This window comes from Legionella sainthelensi (assembly GCF_900637685.1).
Lineage (GTDB): Bacteria > Pseudomonadota > Gammaproteobacteria > Legionellales > Legionellaceae > Legionella > Legionella sainthelensi.
The window spans coordinates 2,867,311-2,888,893 of sequence record NZ_LR134388.1; the positions used below are offsets into that span (position 1 = coordinate 2,867,311).

Here is a 21,583-nt window from a genome sequence, read left to right on the forward strand (position 1 = left end):
TAGACACACTCTAACGCCATCTGTATGAGAGAACCATGCTTGATTTTAAATTGCAACGTGATCCACAAACTGGTGAACAATATCTTGAAACTTCTATTTGTGGTAAACCCCTTTTAACTACACCACAGTTGAATAAAGGCACAGCATTCACTAATGAAGAAAGAAAAGAATTTGGCTTATTAGGCAAACTTCCCCATCGAGTTGAAACACTTGAGGAGCAAGTGAAACGTGCGTACTTACAATATTCAAGTTATACGACACGTTTGCAACAAAATATTTATTTGAATAACTTACATGATAAAAATCAAATTCTTTTTTATAAGTTAATTATCAAACATTTAGGTGAAATGCTACCTACAATTTATACCCCTATTGTAGGAACAGCAGTAAAACGCTTTAGTCATGAATACAGACAACCTCGTGGTTTATACATTTCTCATTCAGATAAAAATCAAATTGAAGAAATACTAAAAAATCGCTCTAACCCTGAAATCGACGTGATCGTTGTAACGGATGGTGAGGGTGTACTAGGTATTGGAGATCAAGGTATCGGTGGCATGGATATTCCAGTTGCTAAATTAATGGTCTATTGTTTATGCGGAGGTATTGAACCGACACGAACTTTACCTATATTTCTTGATGTAGGCACAAACAATCAAGATTTGTTAAATGATCCTATGTACTTAGGATGTCGTCATCCACGCATTAATCCAGCAGCATATGATGATTTTATTTCTGCTTTTGTTCATGAAATTCATAAGCAGTTTCCCAATGCCTTTTTACATTGGGAAGATTTTGGACGAGGGAATGCACGACGTATCTTAGAAAAATTTCAAGATCAATTATGTACCTTTAATGATGACATTCAAGGAACGGGTGCCGTAACCTTAGCGGCATTATTAGCTGCTTGCGATGTGACAAACTCAAAATTACAGGAACAGCGCATTGTAGTTTTTGGCGCAGGCTCAGCAGGTACTGGAATTAGCGACCAAATTGTTGATGCTATGGTGCGTGAAGGGCTCAGCCCCGAAGAGGCCTATCAACGCTTTTGGCTAATCGACAGGCAAGGTTTATTGCTCAATACCGACCCAGATCTTACTGAGGCTCAAAAACCTTATACTCGTGATCCTAAAGAAATCACGCAATGGGCAATTAACGAAAAGCATCATCCCTCACTTACTGATACAGTGAGACATGTTAAACCTACCATTCTTATTGGTTGTTCTGCTCAGCCAGGAGCTTTTTCACAAGACATCATTGAAACAATGTCTACTCATTGCGAGCGCCCTATTATTTTTCCACTCTCTAATCCAGATGAACGATGTGAAGCAAAACCCGCGGATATATTAACCTGGAGCCAAGGAAAAGCATTGATTGCAACAGGGACAGCATTCCCTCCAGTAGAATTCCACAATCGTATGGTACAAATTGCTCAATGTAATAATGCGTTGGTATTCCCGGGAATTGGTCTTGGAGTACTTTCTGTAAATGCTACTCGACTCACTAAAGATATGATTTTGGCTGCTGCACATGCTCTTTGCAAATTTGCACCAAGCAAAAAAGAAAGTTACCTTCCCTTACTTCCTTCCTTAGACGATGCCCAAACAGTCGCTAAAGAAATCGCTATAGCTGTAGCTCGTTGTGCTATTGACTCAGGGTATGCTCAGAAAAACCAAGATGCTGACTTGGAAAAATTAGTAGTTGATATGTTTTGGGAGCCTCGATATTTACCGTTTAAATTTACAAAACCCTAGTGTAATTTCGGGATAAAAGCAAAGCCTGAACCTGGTAATATAAATGCTATTACCAGGTCACCCGTCGACGTTACTTCTTACCATCCGTTTTCACAAAATTCACTTTAATAGTTTTCATTGTCGCACTCGAGGGTTCCCAAGAGCGTGCATATTTCATTTGAATTTCAGTACTTTCAGGATAGTTTATTCCTTTTTGTAAAGTAAAAATAAAATGCATTTGGCCACCAGCGCCCATAAGTTTAGTTTTCGGTTGTTCATAAGAACTATTACTTAAAGTTAATAACTTCTTATTGTAATGAACAACAGACCATTGAAATCCGGTAGTTGGATTTGCCGGTAAAGTGACTTCGAAACTTGGACTACTCATATTAACATCTAGAGTTAGATTATCATTTGCATAAGTCATCGTTGAAATACTCAGAAATAAACAGCCAAGTACTCTTTTCATTAATAAACTCCTTTTGCATGTTCTGAACTCAGTTTAGCCTATTTAATCAAGAGCAGCTATTGTCAAAACCCTGTGCATGCTGTAAATCCAAGAATCCTTTACTTTTCGTTTTATTTTACATATTAATCTTGATCTTAAAGCATAGAAAAGCGATTATCTTATCTTTTTTAATCACAGTTAGGAGCGCGTGTGGACTACGAAACCATGGAATTTGACGTTATCATCGTAGGTGCAGGACCAGCGGGGTTATCTGCTGCGATTAAACTAAAACAGCTTGCTCTCAACGCACAAAAAGAAATATCTGTTTGTATTTTAGAAAAAGGAGCCCAAGTCGGGGCACATATTCTTTCAGGAGCAGTTCTAGAACCAAGAAGCCTTAAAGAACTACTTCCTGGCTCCTGGCAAGAAGCTCCTTTAGATACCGCCGTAAAAGAAGATTTTTTTTATTTTCTAACTCAAAAACATTCATATAAACTTCCTACACCCAAGCCTATGCACAATGAAGGAAATTATATTATAAGCTTAGGTGAACTTTGTATTTTTCTTGCAGAGCAAGCGGAAGCTTTAGGTTGTGAAATTTATCCCGGATTTTCTGCAGTAAAAGCACTTTATAATGATCAGAATCAAGTAATTGGAGTGATAACAGGTTGTGTCGGTCTCGATAAAAACAAAGAAAAAACCCATAACTATCAACCAGGAATGCATTTACTTGCCAAACAAACTTTATTAGCTGAAGGTTGCCGTGGACAACTCAGCCAAAGCCTAATGTCACGTTATCATTTAAGAGATAAAATCAACCCACAAACTTATGGTTTAGGTATTAAGGAAATATGGCAGGTCACAGCAGAGCAGCACAAACCCGGACGAGTCATTCATACTGTAGGCTGGCCAATGGATCATGCAACTTATGGTGGTTCATTTGCTTATCATTTATCAAATCAACGTGTTGCTCTTGGTTTTGTAGTGGGTCTTGATTATAAAAACCCATGGTTAAATCCTTTTGCAGAATTCCAACGATTCAAAACACATCCATTCATCAAACCTATCCTGACAGGTGGTGAACGTATTAGTTATGGTGCTCGTGCGCTGAATGAAGGGGGATGGCAATCTTTACCAAAGCTGACTTTTCCTGGCGGCGCATTAATTGGCGATGCAGCAGGTTTCCTTAATGTTCCTAAAATTAAAGGAATACATACCGCTATGCAATCAGGAATGCTCGCTGCAGCAGCATGCTTTGAGGTCTTGCAGCAAGAGAATCCCATCCAAATGGAACTCACCAATTACACTGAAAAAGTCAAAAACTCCTGGTTAGAAAAAGAACTGTATGCCGTGCGCAACATAAGACCAGGATTTAAATACGGTCTTTTGCCAGGTTTAATCAATGCTGCTTTTGAAACTTATATTACTCGGGGACATTCTCCTTGGACGCTCTCTAATCATGCTGATAACAAAACTTTAATTCCAGCAAATAAAGCAAAAAAATAGACTATCCTAAACCTGATGGTGTTATTACCTTTGATAAACTTTCTTCAGTATTCTTGGCAAATACATATCACGAGGAAAATCAACCTTGTCATCTTGTATTGAAAAATCCACAATTAGCAATTGATATCAATTTAAAAGAATATGCTTTCCCAGAAGGTAGGTACTGCCCTGCTGCAGTTTATGAAATAATTGAAGAAGAGAAGGGATCCAGATTACAAATTAATGCACAAAACTGCATTCACTGCAAAACGTGCGATATTAAAGATCCACGACAAAATATAGTTTGGCATGCGCCTGAAGGTGGGGGCGGCCCCAACTACTCTGGCATGTAATCTTGCCACAAGTTTAATTTGCGACGAAGCCGCTCATTTTCTTGTCTAAATCCCTTTGGTTAAGAGCTGCTGTTTAAGCAGTATTTGCTCGCTCTTTCATTTTGTGACAAACATGATTTTCATCGTACATTTTATTAATTGTGCTGAATACTACGTTTATGTCTCATGCAGATGATTATTAATAAACAGGAAGATACGTATGTTTCGATATGAAGCGCCAAATCCTTATAATAATGAAGGATCTTTTTTTTCGTTTTTAAGTTCAAGCTCTGTTTCATCAAGCCAAAGAATTGGTAAATTAGTATTACCTGCTCAATGGCGAGAACCTAAAATTCTAGGTGAAATAACCTTGAATCAATTTGCTCATGCAAATGGCCTTGTTATTCAAGGTGGCTATGTAGGTACACATGATAGTGCAGTTTTAGATACGATTGAATTAAAACCCAAAACAGAGTCTAACACCTCGCTTAAAAACCAACATTATATTATTAAGTTTAATGGAAATGGAATGTTCTATCAGGATGCGCTGTATGATTATGCCTATGATGCAAATCAATTGAATCTAACCATCATTGGTTTTAACTATCGGGGTGTTGGCAATAGTAAAAAACCACCCGAGACTTTTCAAGATCTGGTGACTGATGGTATTGCGCAAGTACAACGTGTCTTAGACAAAGGTGTTAATTCAAAAAAAATTACCTTAGATGGTTTATCTCTTGGTGGGGGTGTTGCCACAATAGTTGCTAGTCATTTTCATAAAATAGGCAAACCAGTTTATTTGTGGAATGATCGTTCTTTTGCTTCAGTCTCAAAAGCAGCTGCTGGCGTGGTGGCTCCCGAAATAGATAATATTTTTGGCGAGACATTAGCAACATCGATTGAATGCACATCCTGGAGTTTAATGAAACCCGCAGGATGGGATGTTGACGTAGCCAAAGCCTATAACGAGATTCCAGATGAATACAAGAATCATATGTATGTAGCTAAAAAATCCACTCTTTCTTATGGTGATGGCGTAATTGCACATCGTGCATCATTACATGAGGGAGTAAAACAAGATGAAAAGAAAAAAGGAATTAGAACGGGCCATAAAGTATATGCACAAAATGGTTTTTTTGGTGGGGGGCATAATATGTCGCGAAGTGATTTAGTGAGTGCAGAAAACACTTCTCTAACTGGACAAGATCAATTCGAAAATTTCATGAAAAATCACACAAACAACGGCTTCTAAAAACGAATGAAGTGAATTAGTTTCGACTTAATCTGACACAAGTACTTGAAAAAGAGAGAGTTTCCGGTTTTGATAGAAGTGCGAACTTGAAACAAAACCAAAAGGAAAACTCTCATGATAGATAATACAGTTAAAATTATTAAACATAAAGTTGGCTTATTAAACCTTGCTGAAGAATTAGGGAATGTATCTAAGGCATGTAAAGTAATGGGCTTATCCAGAGATACATTTTATCGCTATAAGTCGGCAGTAGAATCGGGAGGAGTTGATGCTTTATTCGATCAAAGCCGAAGAAAACCTAATCTAAAAAATAGAGTAGATGAAGCAATTGAACTCTCGGTAAGGGAGTATGCGATCGCATTTCCAGCCCATGGTCAGCTTCGTACGAGCAATGAGCTTCGTAAACGGGGTATTTTTGTTTCTCCAAGTGGAGTTCGTAGCATTTGGCTGCGATATGAGCTTGCCAATTTTAAAGACCGCTTAAAAGCATTAGAGGCTAAAGTAGCTTCTGAAGGAATTATATTGACGGAAGCGCAGGTCGTAGCTTTGGAGAAAAAGAAATTTGATGATGAGGCATGTGGTGAAATCGAAACAGCACATCCTGGTTACCTCGGCTCGCAAGATACTTTTTATGTGGGTACGCTTAAAGGAGTCGGTCGCATTTATCAGCAAACTTTTGTTGATACCTATAGTAAAGTGGCATTTGCCAAGCTTTATACGACTAAAACGCCAATTACTTCAGCAGATTTACTGAACGATAAGGTTTTACCCTTCTTCGAACAACACGATTTACCTATACTGCGTATTTTAACAGATAGGGGTACTGAATATTGTGGCAAGGTAGAACAGCATGATTATCAGCTTTATTTGGCAATTAATAACATTGACCATACAAAGACAAAAGCAAATTCACCTCAAACAAATGGCATTTGTGAACGTTTTCATAAAACGATTTTACAGGAGTTTTATCAAGTAACATTCCGAAAGAAAATTTACGAATCAATCGATGAATTGCAAAAAGATCTGGACGAATGGATGGATTACTATAATAATCAACGTACTCATCAGGGTAAAATGTGTTGTGGACGTACCCCAATGCAAACTTTGATAGAGAGTAAACAATTCTGGATGGAAAAATTTATAAACTAAATTTGACCTGACAGACACTTCTTAAAAACCGGTAACTGTCAGATCAAGTTGGAACTACTACAAATGAAGGGGTAACATCTTACCCCTCGAAACTTGACACTTTTATGCCTGCTGAATTAGCGCCATTGCCTTTTACATCAGCATGCATCCATACGAATAACCATTGTCTGTATTTAAGCCCTCTTTTATAACCTCATTGATTACCTCATTAATCATTTCATTTTTAGGTTGAGGAACCTTTTTCTCAAAAATCTGTCTTGCTTTTTGCATTTCTTTTTCGTCCTCTAATGAATACCAAATCAGCTCTGTGCCATCCAAAAAATTAATTTGGTAAGTCGCTAAATGAGTATGTTCAAAAAATGTCCCTCGATAACTACTTTTTGATTTTTCTTCATCATTTATATTTACATTGATTCCTGTGACTGGTTTTCCTTCAAAAGCTAATTTCATTTGTTGTTTTAAATCCTCATCAAAAAATAGTGAATTAGCTTCCTCAATTACTTTTTTATATTTTTCTATATTACTTTTTATTTTCAGCTGCTTAAATATGTTCCATTTAGCATCTAATAGTTTTTCTGCTTCATTCAATTGCCAAGACATGTAAGGGGACATGAGGTTCATCCAGCGAACAATAAGTTTTTCAAGCCTTTTTAAACAGTTCACATGATTATCGAAACTACTAGAATCTTGTTGTTGTTCTTTGATAATGCTTTTAAATTCTTGATTTAAATTAATTAATGTTAATTTTTGCGATTCAGAAAGCTTCATTTGATACGTCCTTATATTAATTGAGGCCCAATCGTATTCAATATAAAAACCGATTGCAATTAACCCATAAAAATTTAATGATTCCAATCAAATATTCAAAAAGTGAAATCATCCATCATGAGACATCTTATTGAAAATTAAAAAAATATTGGATTATATGAGTCTAATTAGTACAATATGCACCTTTTACAGGGTAGGAATTTATCAAATGAAATTTAGTCCCACTACGAATCCAGAGCATTTACAAGTAATTATCAAACCAACATTAAATAAATTGATTTTTAAAGCAGATGAAGAACTCACAGAAAGCCTAAAATCGCTACCTAAAGAAATAGATTTTGATGTACCCGATGGAGATTTCAACACCATACTCTATCTTGCTGCTGCAAATAACTACATAAAAACCGTAAGTTATTTATTATCGGAAAGAAAAGTGAATCCCAATATTAAAGTATCTGAAGACTTAACTGCCGCCCATATCGCTGCTGCAAATGGATTTATTGATATATTAGAAAAATTAGCAAGTTGTGACAATATTCAATTTAATGAAAAAGACCAATACGGAGAAACACCTCTGTTTCGCGCCGTAGGGAATGCTCCAGATGAAAAGCTTTTAGCGATTATACGCTTAATTATTAATAAAGACCCCTCTTCAATTTCAGTTCCTAATGAAGATGGGGTATTCCCTATTGAACTAGCACTTCAAAGACAACATGTGTCAGCAATTTATTTATTATTAGAAAATGGTGCTGATGTGAACAAACGTTGCAGTATAACTGCTGCAAATATGATGATGTCACAAAGCATCCCGAGCAAACAATTCGTAAATACTTTCGTATTTTTTAATGATTCGGTGAAACATAATAATTTACGCCAATGCGCTAAGTTAATTGTCGAAACATATAACAAACAACATCTCGCAGAAGATGTAACACGCAACAACACCAACTCACTCTAGTTAATTCACCAAGAGAGATATTGTCTAAGTAAATAAGCCTAGACAATACAATTTTTATGGAAGTTATTACTCAGCCTCAAAATATGTTATTTGTAAAATTTGCGTATTTTATGAACTTTTTTTGAAAACCATTCTTGGAATTGTCGTAGAATGTAATGCTTATTTTAAGTAGTTCCGCGGAGCTATTAAGAGTCAAAGTAATAAGAGAATTAATGATGAATCTAAAAAAACTAATCATTGCTTGCACCACAACTTTATTGTATCTGGCTAATTTCTACTCGATAGCCGCAAATACCAGCAATCAAAATCAGATGGAGGTGTTTTTAATTTCAGATCCTCATGTGGACATTACAAAACGTCAACCAACTCATATAAATCCACAGCCTAATATTTCTGAAGAATTAGATCCACAAAGTTTTAAGTTTTTAATAGCAAAAATAGGTGAGCAAATCGACTCGCATCAAGAACAAAATCCTGCTGTTTTGTTGCTCGGCGACTTACCCGCTCATAACGCATATAAACGTAAGACCACTCGAGATAATATTAATTTAGTTTTTGAGCAGCTGTTTGAAAAAATAAATCCATCCCCGTATTTTTATGTTTTTGGAAATAATGACTCTTTGGAAAGGAATTACGGACCTTTTACCTATAAAGACCAATCACCCTTCAATTTATTACAAAAAATAACAGGTAACAATGATGGATTCCTCTCTACGGGTTTAAAATGTCCTGTTGATTTAGCGCCTTGCATCAACAATGAAAACAAAAACTACGGCTATTACTCTGCTTATTTAGGTGATCATCTCAAACTTATTTCATTAAACAGTGTTGTATTCGTATCAAGACCAAGCTTCAACCCTTCTCGGGATGGGGCCAAAGAAGAGCTTCAGTGGTTGGAAAATGAAATTAAAACCAGCAAAGCAAATCATGAGAATGTTCTGTTAGCCATGCATGTTCCACCTCAGAGTTGGGAATCAATTTATAAAGATGCATTCATAAAAATAATAAAAACTTATCCAGCAATCATACTTGGCATAGTCGCTGCTCATACTCATTTTGATGAACTGCATGCAATTAAAATTGAAAATAAAAATTATGTGATCCCAATCATTTATTCAGCGTCCATTGGATCTGATCATGGCAACGCTTCTTCCTATAAAATTTTAAATTTATCAAGACAAAATGACACTTCCTCATGGCAATTCAAAAACTATGTCACTTATAATTTTATTGGTTCTACTGCCGAAAAAAGTCAGCTCAATCAATACTATGATTTCAATCAAACATTCTGTTCAAGTTCCTCTACTGAAACTGTCAGTAATTGCCTCAAAATGCATATCAGTAAAAATAAATTTGATAATGCCACAAGCATCTTGATGAGCAAACATTATACGGCAGGAAACCCTAATAATAATCAAAAGATTAACCCATCCTCAAAATGGCTCATGATAATAAAGTAATGAATCAATGAAGCATCTTCTTATTGAAAACAATTGCTCGCTTGCAGATCTCCTAAAAGCGAGCCCTACAGTGCGCTATAATATGATTAAAAAACCTAAGGAAAGTTATGACTAATTTCATCAAACGGACCATTGAATTAGCAACGGAAAATGTAAAAAAAGGAGGCCGACCCTTCGCCTGCATTATTACCAAAAACAATGTCATCGTTGCCGAAGGCACCAATCAGGTTGCCCAAACTAAGGATCCAACTGCGCATGCGGAAATTGTAGCAATACGCGAAGCAACCTCCAAGTTAAAGACAGAACATTTGACAGATTGTGAATTTTTTATTTTAGCTCATCCCTGCCCCATGTGTTTGGCAGCAATGTATTATTGTAGCCCACTGAAAGTAACCTTTATTACAACAAGAGATGAATACAAAAAATATTACGAAGATCATCGCAAATATTTTACTCTTGATAATTTCTATGGAGAATTTGCTAAATCCTGGCACGAACGTACTATGCCTATGGAACACCGCAGCGATCCAGAAGGTATCGAAGTATATAAACTTTGGCAAAAAATGAACCCGAGTTCAAACGCTAAGTGTTGAATAAATTATAATTTCGGCGATCAGTGCATTTTAAAGAAATAGTGTGAGACTACAATAACAAACAGAATAACGCCATTTGTACAATTAACCTACCAAATGAATGGGAGAAGCCGGGTTGTGACTTTTTTTTGATATTCTGTATACCCGGGCAAATCACGCACAAGTATTTTTTCTTCATTCAGGATACGGGCAACCAGAATTGAGAATAGAACAGGAGTCAAAAGCAGTGTCCACCACGATCCCAGCGCAAGCGACGTACCTATGAATAGAAATATTGCACCAAAATACATCGGGTGACGAATAAATTTGTACGGACCAACCGTAATAATTTTTTGCCCTTCCTCAACGCGAATATTGGCGGCAGCGTAGGTATTCACTTTCGAGACGAGGTAAAATATGTAGAATGAGAAAACAACGATCAGGTCACCTATGCTCGAAATGTACCAAGTTAGTAACGACCACCCGAAGCGAACATCGAGAGAAGACAGCACAATTAGAGCAATACTCGCGACAAAGAGAAAAAAGATAATGATTTTCTGAGCTGGTTCTTTTTCATACGATATGCCTGCTTCACTACGACGCTTCAAAAGCGCTGGATCATATTTTGCCAAATACATGCTGTATGCTGCAGATGCAATAATAAACACCATCAAATAAGCCAACCTTGCCAGTATCTTAGAGTACCTGCAGGAATAAAGAGGAGCATCAACAGAGTAACTGTCCCCAAAACCGAAGATCGAATCAGTTGTTTATAAAGCAAGTGCATATTATACGACTATTATCGTTACGTTTTCTTCGAGCCTAGCTCGAACTAAGATATCACTAAAATTCTAAAAAGGGACTGGATTTTCTACAAAGGGATACTAAAGCATTACAATGACTTTTTCCAAAACCCCATAATAAGATGAGTTTATTGATAAAAAATCTTTTATGGTATTTATAATTCTATCAATAAATGATCCAACTACCCCATCATGTACAATATATTGTTTGATATCCTCTGAATTTCTATATTTTTTTATTTGCTCTTGAAAGGCTATGATTATTATTTTTGCCCCCTCATCACCATTCAAATTATTTTGTCTGGCATTTTTCATAATTTGAATCAGCATTTCAGGAAGGTAATTAATAATTTCCTTTCTTTTTTGTAAATTATTTAATGTCATATTGTCAGGATAGAGCCATTTCGTCCATATATGTTTTAATTCTTGATGAATCTTATCTTGCTCTTTGATTAAATCATCAAATATCTCATTTAATAATTTTTTGCTCATAACATCCTCGCTTATAATCAACTATAATGCATACTATTTAACCAATATAGCTAATTAAAATCCAATTGATTCTATTCGTATGTTATATAATTTTTTTAAATATCAGTTTTAAGGCAAGAGAACTCGAGCAAATTTGTACTTTAATTCCATAATCTAAGAAGACTTTACAGAAAACGCATTCATTTCCTCGTATTGATACTTATTGTGAAGCACCATTACAGCATCAAATAATTGCTCTACCTCTCCTTTTTCAGCCCAGAAGCTTTGAAAAGCTAATGGATACATGGTAATTATATTCTTTTTAGAAATTTCAACAGGATGTTCTATTGCATTTAATAGCTTTCTTAAAAGGGCAACTTTATCTTTCGACTTGTCATCTTGCATGCTGACATTTTTTGCAAATGCATCCAGTTTGTGCTGAATAAGTGCTGACAAATAATTTTTAGCTTCATTTACCTCCATCTTTCTAATCACAGCACTGTAATCACAGCGTGTAAAAATTCGATGATGTAGAGGTTCTTTTTCATCATTAGTGATTTTTATATGCATTTTATTGTGCACTTGATTCGCGGTGGCATCTTGCTCCAAATTCGGTTCATTAATAGAGAACCATACTTTTATTCTTTGCTTTTTATTCTGAGGCATCACTTGCCATAAAACATCCAAAGCAGTCAGCACTACTGCTGTTATTGCAAAAGCAGAGCCAACTACGGGAGCAACCGTTGGGAAAAGCATCACAAAAATAACTGCCCCTAAAACAGTCGTTAAGAGACTCAGAACAAAGGTATTGTTAAAAGCAGCCTGAATATAATGAGCATGTTGAATGCTTCCTTGAGGTGACTCAGCAGCTCTGTGTAAATTTACTCCCAACATGATTAATTGGCTGACTAAACCGACAATTAGACTGCTAAAAAAGAACCAGGGACCTGCAACAAAAGTAAAACTTAGAATTTCAGATAAGGCAGCCCCATAAAGTGAAATACTCGCTAAAGCAGCACAAATCATCGAAGTAATAAAAAAAACCACTGATCAAAATTTTTATTGTTAGCTCTTGCAAGTTGATATCCATTGGCTATGGCATTTAGAGTCAATAAAAAACCTATAAACGGAAGCATAATATAAAATAAAGGTGACATGCGAAAAGCTGCTGATAATCTTGCATCTGCCATAGTGGCAAATAAAGCCATTTCTTGTGTTTCTCGAATGTATGCAATTATTTTTTGGAAGTAAGTCACAAATATATCCTCCTGATAACTTTATCAATTCATCCTTAAAATTAAAACTATGTGGTTTTACTACTCTATTATTGATGCATAAGAACTGTGGCATAAAAAGAATCGTAGGCTGTTCGGCATTGGCCCAACAGCACTTACCTTAAACTCTTTCAATCGACGTTCCGCCACGGCTTGTCCATGTAAGCCCATGACGGCTGGGGATTTCCAGATCCCGTGAGCAAGTCGCGGGATCGAGAGCCCCTTTAAGTCAATCGCAGTGCTCTTCAGCCTAAAACTCGGAGCTTAATAGCTGAACAGAAAACCCAAGTTGCGAAAATTTAACCCCTTAACGCTTTAGCATTCAAGCTGAAACTATTGATTTGCATTTACCCTGCTACAAACTTTTGATCAAATCTCTAAATTAAATAAATCATTGTCGCAAATGAGGAAACAGGATAACGTCGCGAATCGACTGCGAATTGGTAAATAACATCACCAATCGATCGATACCTATCCCCTCTCCTGCAGTAGGAGGCAATCCATATTCTAAAGCTTCGATATAATCACTATCAAAATGCATTGCTTCCATATCTCCTGCATCTTTTTCTGCAACTTGCTTACGAAAACGCTCTGCCTGATCTTCTGCATCATTTAATTCCGAAAAACCATTCGCAATTTCACGACCAGCAATAAAAAATTCGAAACGATCAGTCAACTCTGGATCCTCATCGCTACGGCGCGCTAATGGTGATATTTCTGTAGGGTAACCTGTTATAAACGTAGGCTGAAATAATTGGTGTTCAACAGTTTCTTCAAATAAAATAATTTGTAATTTTCCTATCCCATCAGTTTCTTTAAAGGGCAGCTTTTTTTCTTCCAATAAAGCTCGGCAAGCAACCACACTTTCTAACTGATTCACGTTAATTTCAGGATGATAATGTAAAATAGCCTCTTTCACAGTCATTCGTGCAAATGGCTTATCAAAATCAAGAATTTGACCTTGATATTCTACCTGGCGTCTTTCTAATACAGAATCACAAAGATAACGGATCATTTCCTCAGTAAAATTCATCAGATCCTTATAGTCTGCATAGGCTTGATAAAACTCCACCATTGTGAATTCAGGATTATGGCGTGTTGAAATACCTTCATTACGAAAATTACGATTTATTTCATAAACGCGCTCAAAACCACCTACCACCAGGCGCTTTAAATAAAGCTCTGGAGCAATGCGCAAATACATGGTCATATCTAAGGTATGATGATGAGTAACAAAGGGGCGAGCTAAAGCGCCGCCAGGAATAGGATGCATCATTGGCGTTTCGACTTCCAAGAAAAAACTCTTATCCATAAATTGTCTAAGTGCCTGAATGAGTCGCGATCTTATTAAGAAAGTTATGCGACTTTCATCGTTGGCAATTAAATCGACATAACGTTTGCGATATCTCATTTCTTGATCGGCTAAGCCATGGAATTTATCCGGTAAAGGTCGCAATGATTTAGTTAATAATTCAATCCCCTCTGCATTTACAGTGAGCTCACCGGTATTTGTTTTAAACAATTCACCATTGACGCCAACGATATCACCCAAATCCCAATGTTTAAATTGCTCATACTGTTCAGGAAGATCATTAGCGCGAATATATATCTGGATGCGTCCAGAAAAATCTTGAATATGAAAGAAGCTGGCCTTACCCATAATACGTCTTAATACAATACGACCTGCTACGGTAACTTTAATATGTTTCTCTGCTAAAGTTTCCTTGTCTAATGAGTCATACTCTTTTATAAGTTCCTGAGCTAAATTTTCACGGCGAAATTGATTTGGAAAATTAAACCCTTGTGTTCTTAATTCCGCTAATTTTTGTTTACGAATGTGATAAACTTCACTTTCATCTAAATGTTCTACTTGTTCTTCAGTCATGCTGCCCTACTCCTGCCTTTAAACTGGCTTCAATAAATTGATCTAATGCACCATCCAAAACAGCCTGGGTGTTACTTGTTTCAACCCCGGTACGCAGATCTTTAATACGAGATTGATCCAATACATAAGAACGAATCTGGGAGCCCCATCCTATATCAGATTTACTCGCTTCCAACGCTTGCTGCTCCGCATTTTTCTTTTGCATTTCCAATTCATACAACTTAGCACGCAATTGCTTCATAGCCTGATCTTTATTGCGATGCTGGCTTCGATCAGTCTGACATTGTACCACAATGCCACTTGGTGCATGCGTTATTCTTACTGCAGAATCAGTTCGGTTAACATGTTGCCCTCCTGCTCCTGAAGCTCTATATGTATCAATACGTAAATCAGCTGGATTAATTTCTATATCAATATCGTCATCTATTTCGGGTGAAACAAAAACTGCAGCAAAAGATGTATGGCGTCTGTTTCCTGAATCAAAAGGAGACTTTCGTACTAAGCGATGCACCCCGGTTTCAGTACGCAACCATCCGAAAGCATACTCACCTTGAAAATAAATGGTCGCACTTTTAATGCCTGCGACGTCTCCAGGTGAACATTCAATCAGTTCCGTAGTAAATCCATGTTGCTCACCCCAACGCAAATACATACGCAATAACATTTCAGCCCAATCTTGTGCCTCGGTACCCCCAGATCCTGATTGAATGTCTAGATAGGCATTAGAATCATCCATTTTTCCTGAAAACATACGCCGAAATTCTAAATCAGCCACTCTTTTTTCTACAGACTGTAATTCTTCGCTAATTTCATTAATTGTTTGCTCATCATTTTCCTCACGCGCCATTTCAAACAATTCATTTAAATCAGTAATGGATTCAACGAGTTGCGTGAGAGTGACAACAAGAGCTTCGAGCTGATTTTGCTCTCGACCTAATGCTTGGGCTACTTCTGGATTATCCCAAATTGTAGATGATTCTAATTCACGAACAACTTCTTCCAAACGTTCCCGTTTCGCATCGAAGTCAAAGATACCCCCTAAGCGCTGCTACTCGCTTGTCTAAATCCACCAGATTAAGACTAATTTGGTTTACTTCTAACATAAATGTCTCTTAAAAAATAATGGCCAGGCTAATTTCTCATGATTGTAGCTGATGTAATAACGTCAAATCATTACATACTCGCTACGATTTCATATGAGTATAACCAAAGATAAACTTCGGATTTTACCGTGAAAACAGGTAAAAAAACAGCTATGGCGTTTTGTATCAAATGAAACTTAAAACAAAACCAATTCAAATGGTTCTTTTACCTCATTGTCACAAACGCTACTTTGCTTGGACGTCTGAGTGTATTTTACTTTTTCAGTTTCAGAATTTGTCGTTTGTACATGAGAAAAAAAGCTAAATGTACGGCTAATGACATGTTCTGGGAGTCTTTTTTTTCTTTCTTCTAATACTGTCAAGGCATCTTCAGTTAAATTGTTACACGAAGCAGTATAGAAATTTTTAAGCAAATTGTACTGAGATACTTTGATGAGTTGCATTAATGAGTATCGATCCATTTCTGTAATTGCTTCATTAATAATCTTTTTTAATAAGTCACTCGTACGTGCATATTTTATCATGAGCCTCTGAATTTTACTTTGGGATTTTCCCTGTACTTCTGCGGTCATCGGGTACTCTATAAATTCATTGTTTTTCTGTAACATCAACATAGCAATTGTTGGTAATAATTCTGTCTCAAGAACATTATTTGGTAAAGGCTCCTTAGTAATTGGATCAACATACCTATTAAAACGTTCAAAACCTTCCTCTGCTAATTGATCGCATAATTTCAGAAGCTTTAGGTTAGTAATGGCCATATTGATTGCATCTCGATGTTCTTCTTCCGTGTACTTTTGAGCTTCAACCTCCAGCTCATGATCGGTTTCTCTGTCTTGGGGTTTCTCATAAAAAATCGAATTCTCATGATGACGCTCCGAAGTATGAGCCAGTGTCATTGTTATACCTGTATAAGGAGAAAGATTAGTATCGACTTTATGCGGAATTTCAATTGGATAATGGACTAAATCACCTTGTTGATACAATTCATCGCTGATTTCTTTTATATGTGTTTTTCCTTCTAATACAGCCTGTCTAAAAAACTTCCCTCTAGATACACCATCTTTGCTGGTGGGGACTAAATTAAAACGATTAAATAAAAGGCCATCTTCGGTTTTGACATACTGATGATTTCTAAATCCCCCCATCAAAAATCGAGAGGCAAGTTGCCAACTATGTTCATGAATATGATTTTCATCATCTCTTATTTTTCGATTCAAATTACTAATTACATAGCCAGGTTCATCACTTTGAACCACCATATTGTATATATGTAATCTTAAAACCCATTCATGAGGTACACTTCCTTTCATAAGAATCAACTTATCAAATAAATCACTTCTTCTCGATAAAGAAATAGATAATTTGATTAATTCTGGGCTCTCTTTGATTTCTTCTAATAAATGGATAACATCATCAATAGTTAGGTCTTTAATATCTTCGGCCAATGCCTGAGATGAAGGGTCATTCAAGTAATATAACTGATATCGCTGTGTTATTTGTGCATGTATTTCTTTATAATTTTTAGGCATCTACATCACCTTTTCTTGTTCTACAAACTCAGGTTTAATCAAAAACCATTTACAATGTGATTATTATATAGGCTTGTTGAAAAAAATTGAATCCAGAACAAAAGTTAGGTGCCAATTATTTGTATTAATTAAACTAAAACTTCACAACAAAGATCTATTTTTTCATTTATTCAGGTAAGCGTGATTTAATACGGTGTGTTGCTTGACTAAGAATTTGTGACACACGAGATTCACTAACCCCTATAACCTCTCCAATTTCTTTTAAGTTTAAATCATGTTCATAATATAATGATAAAACCATTTTCTCTTTATGAGGTAATCCACGTATCACATCAGATAAACGCCTCATTAAATCACTGTGAAATACATTGACATGAGGTTCCGTAGAAGCACTTTCATTATCCATTTGCAACGCGTCATCAGTAACACCTAAATCGTCAAAACCATATAAATGGCTACTGACAGAATCTTGCAACATTTCATGATATTCGGTAAGCGATATACCCAGTTCAGCAGCAATCTCTGAATCCTTAGCCTCCCTACCCAATCGATGCTCCACATATTTAACTGCTTCAGAAATCAAGCGTGAATTTCGATGAACTGAACGTGGAACCCAATCATTACGCCGTACCTCATCGAGCATATAGCCTCTTATGCGAATTCCTGCATAAGTTTCAAATGAAGCACCTTTTGAAGAATCATAATGCCTTGCCGCCTCCAACAATCCGAGCATTCCAGCTTGGATTAAATCATCGAGTTGTATCCCCTGAGGCAAACGCCCTAATAAATGGTGAGCGATGCGCTTAACCAACAAGGCATGATTTTTTACCAGCGTTTCTTGAATCTGCTGGTTGACTTTGCTACAAGCAGCCAAAGCATCCACGTTTATCTCCTTAAAGTCCACCCGCGACTAAACGCTCTAAAAAGAAACTGGTGTTACCACCTAATAAAGAACTCGGTGACCATTCAGATATCTCTTCTGCTATTCTTTTTAGTGATAATGCAGAAGCAGATTCAGGATAAGCAATTATCACAGGCTTTTGTAGTTTCATCGCCCTATGTATATGCTCATCAAATTGGACCCCCCCTAAATAGTCTAGCTGAACCTCCAGAAATTGCTCAGAGACTTTAAACAATTTATTAAATAATTCTTGTCCTTCCTTCTCATTTTCTACCATATTAGCCAGAATATGAAAGCGAGTCCATTCATAACGTTTATTCATCACCTTAAGTAAAGCATATGCATCGGTTAAAGACGTAGGCTCGTCGCAAACAATTACAATTAATTCTTGTGAAGAACGAATAAAACTTAATACCGTATCCGAAATTCCTGCAGCAGTATCAATTATCATATAATCTAAGTCATCAGTCAGCTCATTAAATGCATCAATAATCCCCGCGAGTTCCGGAGGAGAAAGTTGAGTCATAAACTCCGTACCCGAAGCTGCAGGAATAACACTAAGACCATAAGGTCCAGGTAAGATAACATCACTTAAATGACACGCTCCTTGAATCACATGGGATAAATTGTATTTAACATGCAATCCCAGCATAATATCAATATTAGCTAACCCTAGATCAGCATCAAGCAGCATCACCTTTTTTTTCAGTTGTGCTAACCCAACAGCTAAGTTAACCGCAATATTACTCTTGCCCACTCCCCCCTTACCGGCAGAGACTGCTATGACCTGAATAGGTTTTGTATGCGATAAATTTCTCAGGCCAGAAGCTTCATCACTGATGTTTTGCTTCTTTTTAGACATGATATTCTCTCCTAGTACGTTATCGTACTTTTGACACATGCTATTTCCGATCAAATTTACTACACTCTAAAGCATTTCTTGCAATAATTGTTCCAACTCTAGTTTTTCACAGTAGCCAGTAATTTTTCATGATAATTATTTATTTTTTGAGTTATTTACCAAGTTAAGGCAGTTCTAAACCTGGTTTATATAACTAAAAATGACCTGGATTTTGACGTAAGCTCGTCAAGTTTTCGACTATGCTTCTTGTGAAAGCCTATACGCGCATCATTACTCGTTTATTTGTTGCTGGCATTTTTCTTGTGCCATTTTTTGACAATTATCCTGACAGTCAGTCTGATCTGATGTCATACATTGTGCATTAATACAATCTTGAGCTGTATTGTTAATACATTGTAATTTATCAAATTTTTGTGCACCTATACTATCTTGAGGAATAATTGCAGCAAAAACAGAACAAGAAAAAATGAGGCTCAAAAAGACAATCAGATTTTCATAATAATTCTCTTTTAAATAGTTTTCTAAATCAATTATAGTCTTAAAATGTTGAGATTAATTTGCGGAAATTAAAAATGAACAGCAAAAAACAAATTCTCTCTAATTTCAGCTGTGCAAAAAGCCAATCCTTTTGCTTACGGCCTGATAATGAAGAAGACCTTGCTCATTATATTGCCCATAATCCGCAACAGAACCTGCTCATGCGTGGTTCAGGGTTAAGCTATAATGACAGTTGCTTTAATACTAATGGTTACGTTATTGACAGCGAGCGATTAAATCATTTGATTGATTTTGATCCTCAAACGGGTATTGTCATCTGTCAAGGCGGAGTGCCACTGAAAGATTTATTTTTATTAAATCCTGATTTTATTCCTCCAGTTATTCCTGGGACCGTACACGCTACTGTTGCAGGAGGGATCGCTCATGATATTCATGGTAAAAATAATCATAAAGCCGGTAGTTTTGGCCATCATCTTATCAGCTTTGATTTGTTAATCGGCAATAAAAAAATCCACTGCAATCGCAATGAAAATACTGATTTATTTCATGCCACAATCGCAGGGTTAGGACTTACTGGTGTAATTACTCGTGCTCGTTTGAGACTCAAAAAAGCCTCCCGGTTTATTTTAGTGAAACACATACAATTCCAATCGTTAAATGCACTCACCGAATTGATGTTAACCCATGGAATCAATGAGGATTATCAAGTCGCCTGGCTTGACTTATTAAATTCAAAGCCATGCGCCATTCTTTCGATAGCGAATCATTGTGAGCCTTTAAATATTAAAGAATATAAACCTTATAGCATACCCAAAATTCCTTTTTCTTTAATTAGACCTTGGAACATGAAATTATTTAATCGATATTTTTTTAACAGCAAAAAGAAAGAAGAAAAACTCACCCTCGAACAATTTAATAATCCGCTCGATAAGATAAAACACTGGAATCGGCTTTATGGCCCTCAGGGATTGATTCAATTTCAAGCAGTTTTTGATACAGCTCATGTGATTACAATTTTGGATCATTTAACTCAAATAATACGAACAGCCAATGCAACACCTACACTTGCTGTACTCAAACTGTTTAATCGTTCAGGGGATGGTTTGCTCTCTTTTTGTAAACCAGGTTTTACCCTGGCAGTAGATTTCATTCATAATACAGCCGCCAAGCAGGCCATTACGTCTATGAATCAATTAATCCTTGAGCTAAAGGGTCGAATTTATTTAGCCAAAGACTCACTTTTAAATGAACAACAATATAAAAAAATGTATGAAAACCATACCCAGTTTTCTGAAATATTAAAACATCACGCATGCACCATGCGTTCTGATCTTGCAACACGATTAGGGATAACAAAATGAGACAACGAACCTGGCTTATTCTAGGAGCCTCCTCCATTATTGCGGAAAAATTTGCTCATATTGTGGCTCAAGCAGGGGATCAATTAGTACTTGTTGGACGTCAAGCGAGTCAACTCGATATTATTGCAAAGGATATCAGACTTCGATATCCAGTGAGCTGTGAGGTACTCCTTGTCGATCTGGCAACACAAGCTGAGAAATTACTTACTGTTCTGCAACATGATGCGCGTGAACTCGATGTATTTATTGCCCATAGTGATTTCACAGATAACTTACATTTAAATACAGAAACAATAACACAACTTATAAAAACCAATATTCTCACCACCACTTTGCTTATCCACTCGTACTTCAATCGTTCACAAAAAGAATATCATTTATTATTTTTAAGCTCTGTGGCTGCATGTCGGGGTCGTGCCAAAAACAGCCTGTATGGGGCGAGTAAAGCAAGTATTGAAATTTATCTACAGGGGATACAACAATCTGCCTCAAAAAATCAGCACATCACTATAGCTCGCCTTGGTTTTATTGATACAAAACAAACCTATGGCGTACCTGGGGTATTTTATGCTGCCCCTCCATATTATTGTGCAAAGGCATGTTTAAAAGCTCTAAATCACAAAAAAAGAATGATCTATTATCCTTACTTCTGGCGAATAATTATGGCAATCATTAATCGCTTACCTTTTTTTCTCTATAAGAAAATGAGCAGCATGTGAATAAGTTGGAACCACAA

At 36.5% G+C, this 21,583-nt stretch carries 19 protein-coding genes and 2 pseudogenes; 9 read left to right on the forward strand and 12 right to left on the reverse strand.

Annotation, left to right across the window (positions count from 1 at the left end):
- Nucleotides 1-35 precede the first annotated feature (35 nt).
- Nucleotides 36-1,754 carry an NAD-dependent malic enzyme gene (locus EL220_RS12675; protein WP_027270340.1) on the forward strand — a complete coding sequence of 573 codons (1,719 nt, stop codon included), beginning with the start codon at nt 36-38 and terminating at the stop codon, nt 1,752-1,754.
- 70 nt (nt 1,755-1,824) lie between these two features.
- On the opposite strand, the gene EL220_RS12680 is transcribed toward EL220_RS12675, so the two are convergent.
- Nucleotides 1,825-2,202, reverse strand: coding sequence for a protease inhibitor I42 family protein (locus EL220_RS12680; RefSeq protein WP_027270341.1), 378 nt, complete (start codon nt 2,200-2,202; stop codon nt 1,825-1,827).
- Between the two features lie 189 nt (nt 2,203-2,391).
- On the opposite strand from EL220_RS12680, the pseudogene EL220_RS12685 reads away from it, so the two are divergent.
- The 3 genes and pseudogenes from EL220_RS12685 to EL220_RS12695 all read left to right on the forward strand — a co-directional run bounded on the left by EL220_RS12685 (nt 2,392) and on the right by EL220_RS12695 (nt 6,424).
- A pseudogene (locus tag EL220_RS12685) lies at nt 2,392-4,019 on the forward strand (electron transfer flavoprotein-ubiquinone oxidoreductase).
- A gap of 199 nt (nt 4,020-4,218) precedes the next feature.
- Nucleotides 4,219-5,250, forward strand: a complete 1,032-nt coding sequence (locus tag EL220_RS12690) for an alpha/beta hydrolase family protein (protein ID WP_027270343.1) — start codon at nt 4,219-4,221, stop codon at nt 5,248-5,250.
- A gap of 114 nt (nt 5,251-5,364) precedes the next feature.
- A pseudogene (locus EL220_RS12695) lies at nt 5,365-6,424 on the forward strand (IS481 family transposase).
- A gap of 107 nt (nt 6,425-6,531) precedes the next feature.
- On the opposite strand, the gene EL220_RS12700 reads toward EL220_RS12695, so the two are convergent.
- The gene (locus EL220_RS12700) at nt 6,532-7,167 is read right to left on the reverse strand and encodes a hypothetical protein (protein WP_027271434.1); all 636 of its coding nucleotides are present in this window, start codon (nt 7,165-7,167) and stop codon (nt 6,532-6,534) included.
- A gap of 208 nt (nt 7,168-7,375) precedes the next feature.
- On the opposite strand from EL220_RS12700, the gene EL220_RS12705 reads away from it, so the two are divergent.
- From EL220_RS12705 to EL220_RS12715, 3 genes are all read left to right on the forward strand, one after another.
- A complete protein-coding gene (locus EL220_RS12705; protein ID WP_027271433.1) occupies nt 7,376-8,125 on the forward strand; it encodes an ankyrin repeat domain-containing protein in 750 nt (249 codons plus the stop codon).
- Nucleotides 8,126-8,337: 212 nt separating this feature from the next.
- Nucleotides 8,338-9,585 carry a metallophosphoesterase gene (locus tag EL220_RS12710; protein WP_027271432.1) on the forward strand — a complete coding sequence of 416 codons (1,248 nt, stop codon included), beginning with the start codon at nt 8,338-8,340 and terminating at the stop codon, nt 9,583-9,585.
- Between the two features lie 107 nt (nt 9,586-9,692).
- The gene (locus EL220_RS12715; protein WP_027271431.1) at nt 9,693-10,178 is read left to right on the forward strand and encodes a nucleoside deaminase; all 486 of its coding nucleotides are present in this window, start codon (nt 9,693-9,695) and stop codon (nt 10,176-10,178) included.
- Between the two features lie 89 nt (nt 10,179-10,267).
- On the opposite strand, the gene EL220_RS12720 is transcribed toward EL220_RS12715, so the two are convergent.
- From EL220_RS12720 to EL220_RS12760, 10 genes are all read right to left on the reverse strand, one after another.
- Nucleotides 10,268-10,828 (reverse strand): methyltransferase family protein, encoded by a 561-nt coding sequence (locus EL220_RS12720; RefSeq protein ID WP_232002443.1) that lies wholly within the window; start codon nt 10,826-10,828, stop codon nt 10,268-10,270.
- 213 nt (nt 10,829-11,041) lie between these two features.
- On the reverse strand, nt 11,042-11,452 hold the full coding sequence (locus EL220_RS12725) for a hypothetical protein (RefSeq protein ID WP_027271430.1): 411 nt from the start codon (nt 11,450-11,452) through the stop codon (nt 11,042-11,044).
- 153 nt (nt 11,453-11,605) lie between these two features.
- A complete protein-coding gene (locus EL220_RS12730) occupies nt 11,606-12,478 on the reverse strand; it encodes a hypothetical protein (RefSeq protein WP_232002444.1) in 873 nt (290 codons plus the stop codon).
- Nucleotides 12,454-12,687: a hypothetical protein gene (locus tag EL220_RS19160; protein ID WP_232002445.1), complete on the reverse strand. Its 234-nt coding sequence runs from the start codon at nt 12,685-12,687 to the stop codon at nt 12,454-12,456. The genes EL220_RS12730 and EL220_RS19160 overlap by 25 nt, the downstream gene beginning before the upstream one ends.
- Before the next feature lie 409 nt (nt 12,688-13,096).
- A complete protein-coding gene (gene lysS, locus EL220_RS12735; RefSeq protein WP_027271428.1) occupies nt 13,097-14,590 on the reverse strand; it encodes a lysine--tRNA ligase in 1,494 nt (497 codons plus the stop codon).
- Nucleotides 14,583-15,693 (reverse strand): peptide chain release factor 2 gene (prfB, locus tag EL220_RS12740; protein ID WP_128130910.1). Its coding sequence is split into 2 segments (ribosomal slippage): nt 14,583-15,617 and nt 15,619-15,693, totalling 1,110 coding nucleotides; the frame shifts between segments, so codons are not numbered across the junction. The genes lysS and prfB overlap by 8 nt, the downstream gene beginning before the upstream one ends.
- 176 nt (nt 15,694-15,869) lie before the next feature.
- Nucleotides 15,870-17,225 (reverse strand): hypothetical protein, encoded by a 1,356-nt coding sequence (locus tag EL220_RS12745; protein WP_027271426.1) that lies wholly within the window; start codon nt 17,223-17,225, stop codon nt 15,870-15,872.
- A gap of 166 nt (nt 17,226-17,391) precedes the next feature.
- Nucleotides 17,392-18,108, reverse strand: coding sequence for an RNA polymerase sigma factor FliA (locus EL220_RS12750; RefSeq protein ID WP_027271425.1), 717 nt, complete (start codon nt 18,106-18,108; stop codon nt 17,392-17,394).
- Between the two features lie 10 nt (nt 18,109-18,118).
- Nucleotides 18,119-18,988, reverse strand: coding sequence for a MinD/ParA family protein (locus EL220_RS12755; protein WP_027271424.1), 870 nt, complete (start codon nt 18,986-18,988; stop codon nt 18,119-18,121).
- A gap of 270 nt (nt 18,989-19,258) precedes the next feature.
- Entirely contained in the window at nt 19,259-19,465 is a 207-nt protein-coding gene (locus tag EL220_RS12760; RefSeq protein ID WP_232002446.1) for a hypothetical protein, read from the reverse strand.
- A gap of 95 nt (nt 19,466-19,560) precedes the next feature.
- Between EL220_RS12760 and EL220_RS12765 the strand changes: the two genes are divergently transcribed.
- Together EL220_RS12765 and EL220_RS12770 are read left to right on the forward strand one after the other, a co-directional pair.
- Nucleotides 19,561-20,847, forward strand: coding sequence for an FAD-binding oxidoreductase (locus EL220_RS12765; RefSeq protein WP_027271422.1), 1,287 nt, complete (start codon nt 19,561-19,563; stop codon nt 20,845-20,847).
- Entirely contained in the window at nt 20,844-21,566 is a 723-nt protein-coding gene (locus EL220_RS12770) for an SDR family NAD(P)-dependent oxidoreductase (RefSeq protein WP_027271421.1), read from the forward strand. Before EL220_RS12765 ends, EL220_RS12770 begins: the two co-directional genes overlap by 4 nt.
- The last annotated feature ends 17 nt before the right edge of the window (nt 21,567-21,583 follow it).

Coding starts and splice junctions, on each gene's coding strand:
- EL220_RS12675 (WP_027270340.1), top strand. CDS start 36: ATGCTTGATTTTAAATTGCAACGTGATCCACAAACTGGTGAACAATAT.
- EL220_RS12680 (WP_027270341.1), bottom strand. CDS start 2,202: ATGAAAAGAGTACTTGGCTGTTTATTTCTGAGTATTTCAACGATGACT.
- EL220_RS12690 (WP_027270343.1), top strand. CDS start 4,219: ATGTTTCGATATGAAGCGCCAAATCCTTATAATAATGAAGGATCTTTT.
- EL220_RS12700 (WP_027271434.1), bottom strand. CDS start 7,167: ATGAAGCTTTCTGAATCGCAAAAATTAACATTAATTAATTTAAATCAA.
- EL220_RS12705 (WP_027271433.1), top strand. CDS start 7,376: ATGAAATTTAGTCCCACTACGAATCCAGAGCATTTACAAGTAATTATC.
- EL220_RS12710 (WP_027271432.1), top strand. CDS start 8,338: ATGATGAATCTAAAAAAACTAATCATTGCTTGCACCACAACTTTATTG.
- EL220_RS12715 (WP_027271431.1), top strand. CDS start 9,693: ATGACTAATTTCATCAAACGGACCATTGAATTAGCAACGGAAAATGTA.
- EL220_RS12720 (WP_232002443.1), bottom strand. CDS start 10,828: ATGGTGTTTATTATTGCATCTGCAGCATACAGCATGTATTTGGCAAAA.
- EL220_RS12725 (WP_027271430.1), bottom strand. CDS start 11,452: ATGAGCAAAAAATTATTAAATGAGATATTTGATGATTTAATCAAAGAG.
- lysS (WP_027271428.1), bottom strand. CDS start 14,590: ATGACTGAAGAACAAGTAGAACATTTAGATGAAAGTGAAGTTTATCAC.
- EL220_RS12745 (WP_027271426.1), bottom strand. CDS start 17,225: ATGCCTAAAAATTATAAAGAAATACATGCACAAATAACACAGCGATAT.
- EL220_RS12755 (WP_027271424.1), bottom strand. CDS start 18,988: ATGTCTAAAAAGAAGCAAAACATCAGTGATGAAGCTTCTGGCCTGAGA.
- EL220_RS12765 (WP_027271422.1), top strand. CDS start 19,561: ATGAACAGCAAAAAACAAATTCTCTCTAATTTCAGCTGTGCAAAAAGC.
- EL220_RS12770 (WP_027271421.1), top strand. CDS start 20,844: ATGAGACAACGAACCTGGCTTATTCTAGGAGCCTCCTCCATTATTGCG.